The sequence below is a fragment of the Nocardia pseudovaccinii genome (assembly GCF_050942345.1).
Lineage (GTDB): Bacteria > Actinomycetota > Actinomycetes > Mycobacteriales > Mycobacteriaceae > Nocardia > Nocardia pseudovaccinii.
This window is the reverse complement of the sequence record NZ_CP192074.1, coordinates 5,916,360-5,929,503: the sequence shown is the minus strand read 5'-3', so window position 1 is coordinate 5,929,503 and position 13,144 is coordinate 5,916,360. Positions and strand designations below refer to the sequence as shown.

General features: G+C 65.8%; 14 protein-coding genes and 2 pseudogenes. 7 read left to right on the top strand and 9 right to left on the bottom strand.

Annotation, left to right across the window (positions count from 1 at the left end):
• Positions 1-28: 28 nt before the first annotated feature.
• The gene (locus ACQPZ2_RS26615; protein ID WP_433520947.1) at positions 29-388 is read right to left on the bottom strand and encodes a hypothetical protein; all 360 of its coding nucleotides are present in this window, start codon (positions 386-388) and stop codon (positions 29-31) included.
• Between the two features lie 48 nt (positions 389-436).
• Positions 437-1,285 (bottom strand): SAM-dependent methyltransferase, encoded by an 849-nt coding sequence (locus ACQPZ2_RS26610; RefSeq protein ID WP_433520946.1) that lies wholly within the window; start codon positions 1,283-1,285, stop codon positions 437-439.
• A 280-nt stretch (positions 1,286-1,565) separates the two neighbouring features.
• Between ACQPZ2_RS26610 and ACQPZ2_RS26605 the strand changes: the two genes are divergently transcribed.
• From ACQPZ2_RS26605 to ACQPZ2_RS26590, 4 genes are all read left to right on the top strand, one after another.
• Positions 1,566-1,841, top strand: a complete 276-nt coding sequence (locus ACQPZ2_RS26605; protein WP_040696032.1) for a hypothetical protein — start codon at positions 1,566-1,568, stop codon at positions 1,839-1,841.
• Between the two features lie 85 nt (positions 1,842-1,926).
• Complete coding sequence (locus ACQPZ2_RS26600; protein WP_433520945.1) at positions 1,927-2,922, top strand: pyridoxal phosphate-dependent aminotransferase; 996 nt, start codon at positions 1,927-1,929, stop codon at positions 2,920-2,922.
• Positions 2,923-3,447: 525 nt separating this feature from the next.
• Positions 3,448-3,912, top strand: a complete 465-nt coding sequence (locus tag ACQPZ2_RS26595; RefSeq protein ID WP_433520944.1) for a hypothetical protein — start codon at positions 3,448-3,450, stop codon at positions 3,910-3,912.
• Positions 3,913-4,280: 368 nt separating this feature from the next.
• A complete protein-coding gene (locus ACQPZ2_RS26590; RefSeq protein ID WP_433520943.1) occupies positions 4,281-4,622 on the top strand; it encodes a hypothetical protein in 342 nt (113 codons plus the stop codon).
• Between the two features lie 45 nt (positions 4,623-4,667).
• Here ACQPZ2_RS26590 and ACQPZ2_RS26585 read toward each other — a convergent pair whose 3' ends face one another.
• Positions 4,668-4,997: a helix-turn-helix transcriptional regulator gene (locus ACQPZ2_RS26585; protein WP_433520942.1), complete on the bottom strand. Its 330-nt coding sequence runs from the start codon at positions 4,995-4,997 to the stop codon at positions 4,668-4,670.
• Positions 4,998-5,018: 21 nt separating this feature from the next.
• On the opposite strand from ACQPZ2_RS26585, the pseudogene ACQPZ2_RS26580 reads away from it, so the two are divergent.
• From ACQPZ2_RS26580 to ACQPZ2_RS26570, 3 genes and pseudogenes are all read left to right on the top strand, one after another.
• Positions 5,019-5,174, top strand: a pseudogene (locus ACQPZ2_RS26580) (AMP-binding enzyme); the annotation flags it as partial.
• A 48-nt stretch (positions 5,175-5,222) separates the two neighbouring features.
• Positions 5,223-5,759 (top strand): annotated as a pseudogene (locus tag ACQPZ2_RS26575) (flavin-containing monooxygenase); the annotation flags it as partial.
• A gap of 2 nt (positions 5,760-5,761) precedes the next feature.
• Positions 5,762-5,965 carry a hypothetical protein gene (locus ACQPZ2_RS26570; RefSeq protein WP_433520941.1) on the top strand — a complete coding sequence of 68 codons (204 nt, stop codon included), beginning with the start codon at positions 5,762-5,764 and terminating at the stop codon, positions 5,963-5,965.
• A gap of 79 nt (positions 5,966-6,044) precedes the next feature.
• On the opposite strand, the gene ACQPZ2_RS26565 is transcribed toward ACQPZ2_RS26570, so the two are convergent.
• The 6 genes from ACQPZ2_RS26565 to ACQPZ2_RS26540 are packed head-to-tail and all read right to left on the bottom strand — an operon-like array spanning position 6,045 to position 13,140.
• Entirely contained in the window at positions 6,045-6,536 is a 492-nt protein-coding gene (locus ACQPZ2_RS26565; RefSeq protein WP_433520940.1) for an SRPBCC family protein, read from the bottom strand.
• Positions 6,533-8,344, bottom strand: a complete 1,812-nt coding sequence (gene fadD11 / locus ACQPZ2_RS26560; RefSeq protein ID WP_433520939.1) for a fatty acid--CoA ligase FadD11 — start codon at positions 8,342-8,344, stop codon at positions 6,533-6,535. Before fadD11 ends, ACQPZ2_RS26565 begins: the two co-directional genes overlap by 4 nt.
• Positions 8,345-8,357: 13 nt before the next feature.
• Positions 8,358-9,332 (bottom strand): alpha/beta hydrolase, encoded by a 975-nt coding sequence (locus ACQPZ2_RS26555; RefSeq protein WP_433520938.1) that lies wholly within the window; start codon positions 9,330-9,332, stop codon positions 8,358-8,360.
• Positions 9,329-10,192 carry a short-chain dehydrogenase/reductase gene (locus tag ACQPZ2_RS26550; protein ID WP_433520937.1) on the bottom strand — a complete coding sequence of 288 codons (864 nt, stop codon included), beginning with the start codon at positions 10,190-10,192 and terminating at the stop codon, positions 9,329-9,331. Before ACQPZ2_RS26550 ends, ACQPZ2_RS26555 begins: the two co-directional genes overlap by 4 nt.
• Complete coding sequence (locus ACQPZ2_RS26545; RefSeq protein WP_433520936.1) at positions 10,189-11,646, bottom strand: flavin-containing monooxygenase; 1,458 nt, start codon at positions 11,644-11,646, stop codon at positions 10,189-10,191. Before ACQPZ2_RS26545 ends, ACQPZ2_RS26550 begins: the two co-directional genes overlap by 4 nt.
• Positions 11,647-13,140 carry an aldehyde dehydrogenase family protein gene (locus ACQPZ2_RS26540; protein ID WP_433520935.1) on the bottom strand — a complete coding sequence of 498 codons (1,494 nt, stop codon included), beginning with the start codon at positions 13,138-13,140 and terminating at the stop codon, positions 11,647-11,649.
• Positions 13,141-13,144: the final 4 nt, after the last annotated feature.

Here is a 13,144-nt window from a genome sequence, read left to right as displayed (position 1 = left end):
CACGTCACGCCTGATCGTCGTCTGCGGCTCAGCTTGCGACGCTGCCGCCGCCGATGCCCAGGTAGACGATCATCATGGTGAACAGGAACCAGCCCGCGCCCTGCCAGATCGGCCAACTCCGGCCGCGCCGCCACACGCGATAGGTCTGCACAAAGGCGCAGATGCCGCCGAGCATCAGCACCACGGTCGGTCCGGTCAGGATCGCCGTTTTCGCCGCGGTGTCACAGAGCATCGTCTCCGCGGCCGCGCAGGCCGTCCGCTCGGCCGCCCATATCGCGGTGATCACGAAGACGAGCGCGGCCACCGCGAGCACCGTCGCCACATAGATCGCTACCCGGCGGAAGGTCCGCTCGTCCGCCGTCCACCGCTTCTCCAGACCGTTGACCATGATCGATCACCTCATGGGTGGAGTTGCCGACGGGCGCAGACCCAAACGTCAGGCCTTGCGTCCCACGCCCGCCCAGTACCACGCGGACTCCGGATCGGCCGGAATGGCTTGCATTCGACCCGAAAGGTCGCCGATCAACTCCGGATGCCAGGTGACGACGGGGACGACGCCCGGTTCGACGATTTCGGTTCCGGCGAACAAAGTTTCGGTTTCGGCGCGGTTGCGCGGATTGAAGGTGATGCCTGCGGATTCGGCCGAGGCCACCACCCTGGCCATGGCGCGGGCGTCGAAATCGGCGGTGGGATGGGTGATCACGATAAAGCTGCCGGAGGGAACCGATTCCAGCAAGTTCTCGATGATGGTGTGCGGATCGTCGCTGTCGCGGAAATACATCATGATCGCGACCAGCATGATGGCGACCGGACGGTTCAGGTCCAGGGTCGCGGTAAGGGACGGATCGCGCAGTATCGAGGCCGGATCGTGCAGATCCGCATGAATGAAGGCTGTTTTGCCCTCACGGGTGCTGGACATGAGTGCCCGCGCGTGCGCGAGAACGATGGGGTCGTTGTCCACATAGACCACGCGCGCATCCGAGGCGATGCCCTGGGCGATTTCGTGGGTATTTCCCGCGGTGGGGATACCGGTCCCGATATCGAGGAACTGAGTGACGCCCGCATCGACGACGTAGCGCACCGCGCGACCGAGGAAGACCCGGTTGGCGCGGGCCATACTGCGGATTGCCGGAATATGGGTGGCTATCGCATCGCCGAGTGCTCGGTCGGCCGGGTAGTTGTCCTTTCCGCCGAGCCAATAATCGTAAACACGAGCTTCATGAGCCACGCTCGTGTCGATTTTGGTCGGCAATCCGGTGGTGGTTTCGGCCCAGCTTTCCGGCATGGCGATTCCCTCCTGTGGCGGGGCGGGCCGTCGGGTGCCCGCGACCGCCGAGCCGCCCACGGTCGGCGGCCCGTTCCGTCGAATTTTCCTCGCTCAGGATAGGGGCGGCGAACATCCGGCAGGCCGGGATTCGGACTGCATTAGGGGATCGATTTCGGTGTGTCGGCTGCATCACGTGATCTTGATGAGGTTGAATCATGAGGTCAACGCGCTGCAGCGGTCCATTGCGAAGTCTGTTCTTCTCCCAGCATCGGCATGCGACAAGGAGCATGAAGTGAGCATGATTCTCGCCGCGTTACACGACACTGTGCTAGCCGAGGTCAGTAATCCGGAACCGGAGGCGCCGCCGATGGCGGACAAGCTGATGCAAATGGGCCGGTATTTCACCTGGCTGATTCAGTTGTCCGGGGTTACCGCTATTACCTACGGCGGCGGACGGTTCGCCTGGGAGAAATGGTCCGGAGGCGGGCTGCAGTCGCCGAAGATGATTGCCAGTGCGATGGCCGGTGGCGCGGTGGCCACCAGTGCGGGCACGATCATGAATGCCGTGCTCTAGCGACCGCGCAGTATCCGTTCGAATCGAGCGCCCGCACGAATAGTCGTGCGGGCGCATTCATCGACGCTGAGCGAGGGGATTCGATATGTCGCCGACCTCGGAATTGGAGCATCGGCTCGCGCTCCATGAAAACCCCTATGGCCCTCTACCATCCGTGCGTGCCGCGCTGCGTGGCGCACGGATGGCGGCGAACCGGTATCCGGAATACCTGCCGCGCAGGCTGCCCGGGATGATCGCCGAGCGGCTCGGCGTGCCGCCCGACCAAGTGGTAGTCGGAGCGGGTGCCACCGGGGTCATCACCTATGTCCTGCGGGAGTTCGTCGCCCCCGGCGACGGCGTCGTGATGGCGACGCCGACCTTCGACGGATTTCCTTTGCTGACCGAGACCATCGGCGGTCGCGCGGTGCAGATTCCGCTCACAGCGGACGGTCATCAGGATCTCGACGCCATGGGTGATGCCGTCGATGCGCGCACCCGGGTGGTTGTGCTGTGCAGTCCGCACAATCCGACCGGCACCTGTATAGCGCAGGCCGAACTCGAAGCCTTTCTCGATCGGGTTGATCCGTCGGTCACGGTCGTGCTCGACGAGGCGTACATCGACTTCGTCGCCGTGGCGGATCGGGTGGACACGGTCGGTCTGTTGGCGCGGCATCCGAATCTGGTTGTGACGCGGACCTTCTCGAAGGCGCACGGGTTGGCGGCGCCGCGGGTCGGGTATGCGATCGGGGCGGTCCCGATGATCGCGCGAATTCGACGGTGGCAGTTGCCGTTCGGGGTGACCGCGCTGGCCGAGACCGGTGTGCGGGCATGTTATGACGCCGAGGCGGAATTGGCGGTGCGCACCGCCGCGATCACCAGCGAATGCGGTCGGCTCACCGAGGGGTTGCGCGCGCTCGGCTTCTCGGTGCCGACAAGTGCGGCGAACTTCGTGTACCTCGGTCGCTGCCGTGCCGCCGAAATCGACCGGCTCCGTGCGGCTTTCGCGCGGGACCGCATCGCGGTCAAGCATTGCGGCACGGGTATCAGGATTACGGTGGGCGATACCGCGGCGACCGACGCGGTGCTTGCCGCGTCACGCTGAGTCCGGTGGCCGGGGAGTGTGGCCCGAGGTCACCCGAGCTAGGGGCTTTCGGCCCATCACGGACTTGCGGTGCCGGACGACAGTGGCACTCGTAAATTTCGATTCCACCGTGCAAGGGAGGTAGCTGCGGCGTCCCGCCGCTATTCGGATCCGTGCCTCCGATACAGCTTCGATGCCTCGGCCCCGATCCGCGGAGTGCGTGCCGCGTGAGGCGATGCGACAACTGCCGACCGCTGACCGGCACCACGGGCCGACCGGCCCCTGACGGTGGCATCGTCGCATCCTGGGCTCGATGCCCTCGCGGACGGCCTTGCGCCAGCATGTGCCGAAGCTCATGCTTCATGAATAGGAACACCGCGCACGTTGAGGGCGATCATTCGCCGAGTCGACTCCGGCGGACGGTGCTAGTGGCTTGTGCCAGCGTGCTCCACGGCGTGCGCGAATACCCCGAGGAGGACCTCGCTCAGATAGTTCTCACCTCCTGATCGAACCGCGACCCGTCACCCCCAAAGCAAAGGAGCAACGATGTCTACCCTCCACTTCAAAGAGACCACGACCTCGACACCGGAGCAGTTCGTGGCGGCGCTGACCGATTTCGGGCCGGGCCGCTCGCAGGTGTTCGGCAACAGCGCCGACGCGTATCTCGAGGTGCACGACCGGGGCCGACGTGATGCCGACGTCACGGAGGGCTCGCGCGGCATCTGGGAACGCCTGCACTACGACTGGTCGAACCCCGACCGCGTCGTCATGACCACCACCGACTCGAACGTATGGGGCGGCCACTCGGGTCACACCTATACCTTCACGCGCCGGACCGACGGGAAGACCGATGTGGATGTGGTCGTGGTGCGCGAGGGCAAGAACCTCAAGGGCCGGGTCCTCGGAGTCGTGGTCGGGACCGTCGGCAAACGCGTCCTGAAACAGGCCCTCGACAAGACCGTCAAGGCTATCGAAACCCGCGACAACGACGAGGGAAAGGCACAACGCTAGTGCCCCCTTGGAGTTTCACCGGGCCGAGCGGGACTGTTGCGGCACACCGGTGTGCCCCTCGCTGAAATCCTCGACGCCATTTATCTACCCGACCTACCGATGTCATCGGCATACCTATACGGCGACGCTGGTACTGAGCGGCTCGAGGCCGATCGGTACATGTCCGTCTGTGTCAGCGGGGGACGGTTTCGACCCGGCTGCGCGAATCGGAGGGGATGAATTGATGACCAAGCGGGGCTCGCGAAGGTGCTGACGTATGTCGGTGTGATCGCGCTGTTGATGGCCGCATGGCTCGGAGTCGACTGACAATGCCTGGAAGCGTCCACGCAGCGTTGTGGGTCACCAATATCTTTGCCGTTATCGGAGGGATGGGCACCGTAGTCCTTGTCGTCTTCGAAGACGCTGAGACCGCAGGCGTCAACACGGTGGGCTACTTCTTCTTCTGGGTCCTGGCCATCGTCGCTTCCTTCTTCCGGCGCGGCGGCAACGGTGTTCGTATCGCAGCAATTTTTCTGGCGATCCTGGAAGCGTTCGTGGCCCTCGGCTCCATGGGGGCCAATTCCAATGTCACCGACGACGACAGTCCCGGCTTCCGTATCGTGCGATTTTCTCCAGGGCCTTTCGGTTTGTGTGCCGCACTTGTCATCGTTGTACTACTGTGCCAGGGCTCCGCAGGTCGGTGGTTCAGCAGGCTGCGCGCCCAGCGCTGACGCTCCGGAAAGCGCATGCTCACGATCGCGGTGGGCGGGACTCGGTCAATGGCGGGCTCGGGCGAAGCGGCCCGGGGTGGTTCCGGTCCAGCGGGTGAAGGCGTGCGTGAAGCTGGAGGCGTCGGCATAGCCGAGGCGCTGGGCGATGTCTTCGACGGTGGTACCGATGGTGAGCAGTTCCTCGGCCAATAGTTGGCGCGTCTCGGTGGTGAGTTCGCGGAAAGAGGTGTCCTCGGCGTCCAGGCGGCGACGCAGGGTGCGCACGCTCAGGCGCAATTGGGCGGCGATCTGGTCCTGGCTCGCGGTGACGCCTTGGGTGAGCAGGGCGGCGCGGACCCGGGCGGCGATGCCCTGCCGATCGCGGCGGCGCTGCATGATCTCGCTGGCTTGCCGCTCGGAGCCGAACTGGACGCGCAACTGGTGAAAGACCACGTCAAGGAGAACCTGGCCCGCTACAAAGTGCCGCGCGATGTGGTCTTCATCGACGAACTACCGCGCAACGCCACCGGCAAGGTGCTGCGCCGCGAACTGGAGCAACTGGACTTCGCATGAGCAGCGACGAGAACTCGTCCGTATCCGTCGCGATTCGGTGCGGGATTCGGCGGCCTGGCCGCAGCCATCGAACTGGAGTGCAACAATATTCGCGACTACATCGTCTTCGAGAAGGGCGACGGCGTCGGCGGCGTGTGGCGGGCCAACTACTATCCAGGCGCGGCCTGCGACGTGCCTTCGCCGACCTACTCCTACTCGTTCGAACTGGAGACCGAATGGTCCCAGCGCTTCGGCACCCAGGCCGAGATCCGCGCCTACTTGGAACGCACCGCCGTCAAATATGGTGTGGCGCCGAAGGTTCGGACCAATACCGAGATTATTGCCGCGACCTTCGACGAGGACAGCGGACGCTGGCAGGTGGAGCTGGCCGATGGTGAGAAGCAGTGGTTCGACGGGCTGACCTGCGCAACCGGGCAACTGTCGCGGCCGAAGATTCCGGCTCTGGATGGGCTGGAAACCTTCGCGGGCAAGCACTTCCACCTGCGCACCCTCCCGGCTTGGCCCGTGCCCAGCACAATCTGGAATGGCTGTGGTACGAGTCGCGGGTTCCCATTATCTTCAACGGATTCGATCCGCTGCGGGTAGGCATGCACGCCTGGCTGCGCTGGAAGATCCGTCGTGAGATCGGAGATCCGGAGCTGCGCAATACCGGTTCGCTCACCAACACGATCATCTTCCTGCTCGAGAAACAGGCTCGCTACGCCCGCCTCGCCCTCGAACACAGCGGCCGCACCGGTGCCTGGCTCGATGTCCTACCAAACCGGTTCCCGCACAAAGTGATCGGCCGCTGACTGTTCAGTTCGGGACCGAGTCCTGTCCCGGCGCGGCACGATTTGCCGCGCGGGATCGAGGACTTCGCCGTCTCCGGGGCTAGCGCTTCACCTGTTCGATGATTCCTTCGGTCCAGGACCGTGTCACCCGGTTGATGATCGGTCGGACCGGGAAAAGCAGTGCGGCGAACCAGGGTTCGGCCTCGGCGGCGAAGGTCCAGGTCAGGTTGGTGCCGTCGGGGTGGGGTTCGAGGGTGATGTCTTCGGCGAAGCGGCGGAAGCCGGGCCGGTTGGCGGCCTCGACGGTGAAGGTCAGCTGTTTGTTCTCGTCCCAGCGGTAGAAGCGTTCCCGCAGTGCGGCCGCACCGTGGCCGACGGTGACCTGGCGACGGGTACCGACTCCGAAGGGGCGCGGGGTGATCCAGTCGACGCCGGTGATGCCGCGAGCCCAGGAGACCAGTGCGTCGTCGGCGGTGAGGAGTTGCCAGACGCGTTCGGGTTCGGCGGGCACGATCACGCTGTGGCGGAAACGGATCGGGCTGTTCTCGATGAGGGTGTCGTCGCTGTCGGCGAGGGGGAACCAGCGGGTCATCGGGAGACGGTCTCCTTCATGGCGGGGGTATGGACGTCGGCGGGCTGCGGGTCGGCATAGAGCAGGCCGATGTCGGCGGCGTACATCTCGGTGATGGGCTTGCGCCGCAGCTTCATGGTGAGGGTGAGTTCGATCCCGCCGGGTTCCCAGAAGGTCGGCAGCAGCCGGAAGCGTTTTACCTGCTCGACGCGGGACAGGACCTGGTTGGCGGAATCGATCGCGGCGCGGACCCGTTCGATGATGTCCGGATGCTCCACGAGTGTGGTGGCGCTGACCGGTAATCCGTGCTCGGCGGCGAAACTGGCAGCGGTGTCAGGATCCAGCGTCAGCAGGGCGGTGACGTAGGGGCGGTCGTCGCCGACGGCGACGACGGTGCCGATCAGACCGGAGGCCGCGCGTACCGCGTTCTCGATATTGGCGGGAGACATATTCTTCCCCGACGCATTGATGATGAGTTCCTTCTTGCGGTCCACGACGCGCAAACAGCCGTTGTCGTCGCGGGTCATCACATCGCCGGTCGCGAGCCAGCCGTCGGCGTCGATGGCTTCGGCCGTCTTCTCCGGTTCGCCGCGGTACCCCTTCATGACCAGCGGGCCGCGCACGAACAGCTCACCGTCGTCCGCGAGCCGCATCTGCATACCTGGTACGAGACGCCCGACGGTGCCGAGTTCGGTTGGGGCGTACGGGGATACGCTGGCGATGCAGGTGAGTTCGGACATGCCCCAGATTTCGGAGATGGGTAGTCCGAGTGCGGCGAAGAAGGCGAGGGTGTCGGCGGGAATCGGCGCCGCGCCGGAGACCGCCCATTTCAGTTCGTCGAAACCGAGTTTCGCGCGCAGAGCCGACAGCACAGCGGCATCGGCCTTCTCGAATTCGGCGGCCAGGTCGGGCGGAACGGGGTCTCCGGCGCGCAGCAGGTCCATGCGCTTGCGCGCGGTGTCGAGAGCCCAGCGCATGGCCGCGGCACGCATGGGAGCGGGTTCGTTGGCGACGCCGAGTTCTATTGCGGCCTTCAGCTTCTCCCACACCCGCGGTACCGCACCCCAGATGGTCGGGCGGCAGTCCGGCAGCGCGGCCGCGATGAGTGCGGGTTCGGCCACCACCGTCACCTGCGTGCCGAACACTATCTGCAAGTAGAGCGCGGTCAACCGGTCGGCGATATGGGCCGAGGGCATGAACGAGGTGATCCGGTCGCCGAATTCGATCGGCAGCACCTGGGCCAGCGCATAGGCCTCGAACAGCAGATTGGCGTGCGTGGTTTCGACACCCTTGGGGTTGCCGGTGGTGCCGGAGGTGTAGATGAGGGTGGCAACGTCGTCGGGTTTCGTGTCTTTCCAGGACTTCTCGAAATCGAAGTCGCTGGTGCCGAGCGTCTGCAGCTCCTGCAGGGTCATTGTGCCCTCCGCCGGGTCGCCGTCCAGTACGACGATGTGCGCGGGGGCCGCGCCGGAGCGTCTGATGCGGTCGAGGTATTGCGCCTCACACACCACCGCCGACGCACCCGCATTGCTCAGCACATGGGCGATCCCCTCCGGCGGCAGAGTGTTGTAGACCGAGAAGGACGTGGCCCCGGCGTGCAGTGCGCCGACATCGATCGGGTAGAACTCCACCCGGTTGCCCATCATCAGGGCCACGGTGTCACCGCGGCCGATGCCGAGCGCCGCGAAACCGGCCGCGATGCGGCGCACTTGGGCGGCGTATTCACCCCAGGTGAGTTCCTGGGTGCCGCCCACGGTGCGCACCGCGACAGCATCGGGATCGATGGCGGCGGTGTGCTGGAAGGCGGCGCAGAGGGTATCAGAGCTCATGACGGTACTTCTTTCAGATTGCCTGTGCGGCAGGGGATGCGAGTGCCTCGATGACGAACCGGCCGGACGCGCGGTATGCCATTCGAGATTCGGGCACCAGCGCCGCGAGGGTGTGGAAGACGTGCATTTGCCGGGCCCACAAGCGCAGATCGCAGCGTGCGCCCGCGGCGCTCAAGTGGTCGGCGAGTGCGATCGCGTCGGCGGCGAAGAGTTCATCTCGGCTGGCGTGAATCAGGGTGGGCGGCAATGGTGTTCCCGAACGGGGACGCAGTTGTTGCGGCGCGTCGGCGAGGTGGGCGACGGCGGCGCGCGCGGTGGCCAGGTCGAGCAGGGCATCGCGGCGACCACCTCGGCGCGCGAGGTCCAGTGCGAGGTCGGCCATGGGCGAGAACAACAGCAGGGCAGCCGCGCACCTACGACCGCGATCGGCGCTGCCGATCACGAAATCGGTGGCCAGGTAGCCGCCCGCGGAGTCGCCCGCGATAACTATCCGGTCCGGGGCGAATCCCTGTTCGCGCAGTAGGCGATAGGCCGCCGAGACATCGGATGCCGCTGCGATGTAGGGGTTTTCGGGAGCGAGCCGGTAGTCCACCGTGAGGACCGGCAGCCGGGTCGCGGTCGAAAGCCGTGAGGTGACACCCCGATACGAGCGTGCGGATCCGGTGATGAAACCGCCGCCGTGCACATACAGGATGGCGGCGTCGTCGCGGGTCGCGCGCGGACCGCGCACCCACTCGGCGCGGACCGGACCGTCCTCGACGGCCTCGATCGCCGTGCCGTTCAGCACCGGCGCGACCGCACGCATGACCTGGTCGACGACCATCCGCGCCGCCGGTAGCGTGTGCGCGTTGACCGGCAGGGCGGCCAGCACCGGACGCAGAGTGTGACTCGAGATCTGCCGTAGAGCGCGAGCCCGGCGGGACGCGGTTTCGGCGCTCATGACCCCTGTGGCGGCTGCGTCGATGGTTCGCCCGTTGCGCTCGCTCATATCCGAACCCGCGCTTCCACCGCGCGAACCAGGTCGTGCACTCGCGCGTCGCGGGTGAGGCGGGTGTCGAGCACCGCGTTCACCGCTCCACGCAGCAGCGCGTACGCGCCCCAGCCGGTCGCGGGTGCGATGGTGCGCGGGGCACGTCGTTCGATACCGTCGGCCACCGACCGCGCGGCCTCGGCCGCGGTGATCCGTCGGTTGAGTGGCCACGGAAGCAGATCGTCGAGGGCACGACCGAGATCGTCACCGTCGAGGGTGTCATGGGTCATGGCCGTTTCGACAATGCCGAAATAGGCGATACCTGCGGTCGCGCCGAATGGTGAAAGTTCCACGCGCAGTGCGCGTCCCAGTTGCTCCACGCCCGCCTTGCTGATCATGTACGGCGCACCCGCCATCCCCGGCGCGAAGGCTGCGCAGGAGGACACCACCACGACATGGCCGCGGGCAGCGACAATGTGATCGAGTGCCGGGCGCACAGTGTTGAACACGCCGGTCAGGTTGATATCGATGACGCGGTCGAAGTCCCGCCCTTCGAGGGTGCGCAGGGTAGCGGGGCGCGGCACCACACCGGCATTGGCGACGACCACGTTCAGAGAGCCGAAGTAGTCGACCGCGTCGGTGATCACCTGGCGCATGGCTTCTCGATTCGCGACATCGGCAGCGACCGGCAGGGCGCGCGGGCCGAGGGCAGCCGCGGCCGCGGCGACGCCCGCGCCGTCGATGTCGACCAGCACGACCGAAGCGCCGCGGGCGTGGAGAACATCCGCCAGTTCACGGCCGATCCCCTGTGCGGCCCCCGTGATCAACGCGACTTTGCCGTCCACGTCGAGGCGGCCCGGCGTTGCTCCGATCGTCATGTGGTCACCTCGTAAGAGTCGGCGTCGAAAGCGCGGGTGCGACGGCGGTATTCGAAACTCCAGTTCGGGTACAGTCCGGCATTGAGACCGTCGGGTGTTGTGTAGTAGCTCGTGCAGCCGCCGGTGAGCCAGACACTGGTCGAGCTGCGCTGCGCCATCTCGGCGAGAAATTGCTCCTGGGCTTCCGGCCGCACCTCGACGCGGCGAACTCCGTTGCGGCGCACCGATTTCAGAGCATCGACAATGTAGGCGATCTGCGATTCGATCATGTATATGGCCGACTGGTTTCCGGCCGCGCCGAAGGGACCCAGCGTGCAGAAGAAATTGGGAAATCCCGCGACTGCCGCACCGAGGTAGCTCTGCGGTTGCTTGTGGTAGAGCTCGGCGAGCGAGATCCCGTCCCGGCCGATGAGCCGTTCGTAGGCGGTGGGAATCGAGGTGAACCCGGTGCCGTGGATTATGGTGTCGACTTCGTGTTCGGTGCCGTCGCGCAGCACGATCGAATGCGGACGCACCTCGGCGATACCCTGCGTGACGACCTCGACATTGGGCTGGTCGAGCGCGGGCAAATACGCGTCGGAGAAGATCGCGCGCTTGCAGCCGATCACATAGTCTGGCGTCAAGATCTTGCGCAACAGCGGGTTTCGCACTTGCCGCAACAGCTGCAGCCGTGCCAGCCCCTCGTAGGGATGCCGGAAGCGTTGGTCCACAAGTGAGATCAGTCCGAAAGCCTCGATGGCCGAGTACCACAGACCGCGAACGGCCTTCTGTGCCAAAGGAACACTGCGCAGCAGATACCGCTCGGCGGGCAGTGTTCTGCGATCCATGCGCGGCACGATCCATGGCGCGGACCGCTGGAACAACAGCAGTTTGCCGACCCGGGGCTGGATTTCGGGAACGAACTGCACAGCGGAGGCTCCGGTGCCGATGACCGCGACGCGCTCGCCGGTGAGATCGTGGTCGTGGTCCCAGTGCAGTGAATGAAAGCTGGCGCCTGCGAAGGTCTCCAGCCCCGGTAGGTCGGGATACTTCGCCTCGGCGAAGATACCCGTCGCCGACACGAGAAAGTTCGCGGTACGCGAACCCCGCGTGGTCTCGATGCGCCACAGCGATGCGGTCTCGTCCCAGCGGGCGTCGAGGACCTCCGCGCCGAAGCGAATGGAGCGGACCACATCGTGGTCGACGGCCACCGAACGGAGGTAATCGAGGATCTCGGTCTGCTTCCCGTAGGTGCGCGACCAGTCCGGATTAGGTGCGAACGAGTAGCTGTACAGCTGCGAGGGAACGTCGCAGGCGCAACCCGGATAGGTATTGGCGCGCCAGGTTCCGCCCAGATCGTCGGCGCGTTCCAGGATGACGAAGTCCTCGAATCCGGCCTCCCGCAGTTTCACCGCGAGTCCGATGCCGCCGAATCCCGCGCCGACGACGGCAATATGGGTGTGTTCCGCGTTCATCTATCGGCTCCTTGCATGCAGCAGCGCCACCAGCCGGTCGGCCACCGCGTCTACCCGGGTGGTGCGCCGGAAGGTGGTCAGTGGCAGCGGCGATGGAAACAGCTGCCTGGTGGTCGCTTTGGCGTAGGTGAATTCCTTCAGCCCATCGGGTCCGTGTACCCGGCCGAACCCGGAGTCGCCGACTCCGCCGAGCGGTAGCGTCGGGATGGTGGCATGGGTGACGAACGAGTTGATCGAAACGCCGCCTGCGCGAATGCGGTCCGCGATGGCGCGGCCGTTGCGCCGCGAGAACACGGTGCCGCCCAAGGCGTAGGCGCCCGCGTTCACCTTCTCGATCGCTTCGTCCATATCGCGCACGCGGGTGACCGTGAGTGTCGGGCCGAAGGTCTCCTCGGTAATGGCCGCGGCGTCGTCGGGCACATCGGCCAGGATCGTAGGCTGTACGAATTGGCCTGGTACGGTGTCGATTCCGCCGAGCAGGAGGCGCGCTCCGCGAGTGATCGCGTCCTCGAGATGGTGTCGGATGACGTCGAGCTGCTTGGGCATGGTGATCGGTCCGATCTTGGATTCGGGCCGACCGGCGTCGATCGTGCTCGCGAGCGCCACCAGTTCGGCGACGAAAGCGTCGTATACCTCGGCGTGCACGTAGACGCGCTCCACAGCGAGGCAGGTCTGGCCCGCATTGGACAACCCGCCCCATACCGCGGCCTCGGCGGCCGCGTCGAGATCGGCATCGGCATCGACGACGAGCGCGTCCTTGCCGCCGCATTCCATCAGCACCGGGGTCAGATTCTCGGCACAGGCCGCCATGACCTTCTTGCCGGTGGCCGTGGAACCGGTGAACCCGATCTTGCCGATCCTGCTGCGGCACAGCGCGTTTCCGGTCTCACCGAGACCGGTGACCACCTGCAGCACCGGTCGCTCCGTAGTGGCGCGGGCGAATGCATCGGCGAGCCACACACCCACACCGGGGGTGTACTCGCTCGGTTTGAACACCACGGCGTTCCCGGCGGCCAGTGCGAACGACACCGAGCCGAGCGGTGTGAAGACCGGGTAGTTCCACGGGCCGATAACCCCGACCACGCCGAAGGGCCGGTACTCGACCTCCGCGGCATGGTTGAGCGTGAGCAGGCTCGACCGCACGCCGCGGCGGCCGAGTACACGCTCGGCGTTGTGCGCGGCCCATCGCAGATGTTCGAGCGCCATGGCGATCTCGAGATTCGCGTCCGAGACCGGCTTGCCCATCTCCTCGTGGACGATCCGGGCCAATTCGTCACGGCCCTTGGCGATTTCGGCACGCCAGGCGTCGAGTCGTCGACCGCGCTCGGTGAATCCGAGTGCTGCCCACCAGACTCCCGCTTGGTGCGCCGTGGCGACAGCGTGGTCGACCTCGGTCTGCCGGTGGATGGGATAGCGGCCTACCGTCGTACCGGTGGCCGGATTGCGCACCTCGAAGGTTGTCACTGCTCCAGGGGTTTTCATCGATGTAGCCATCAGT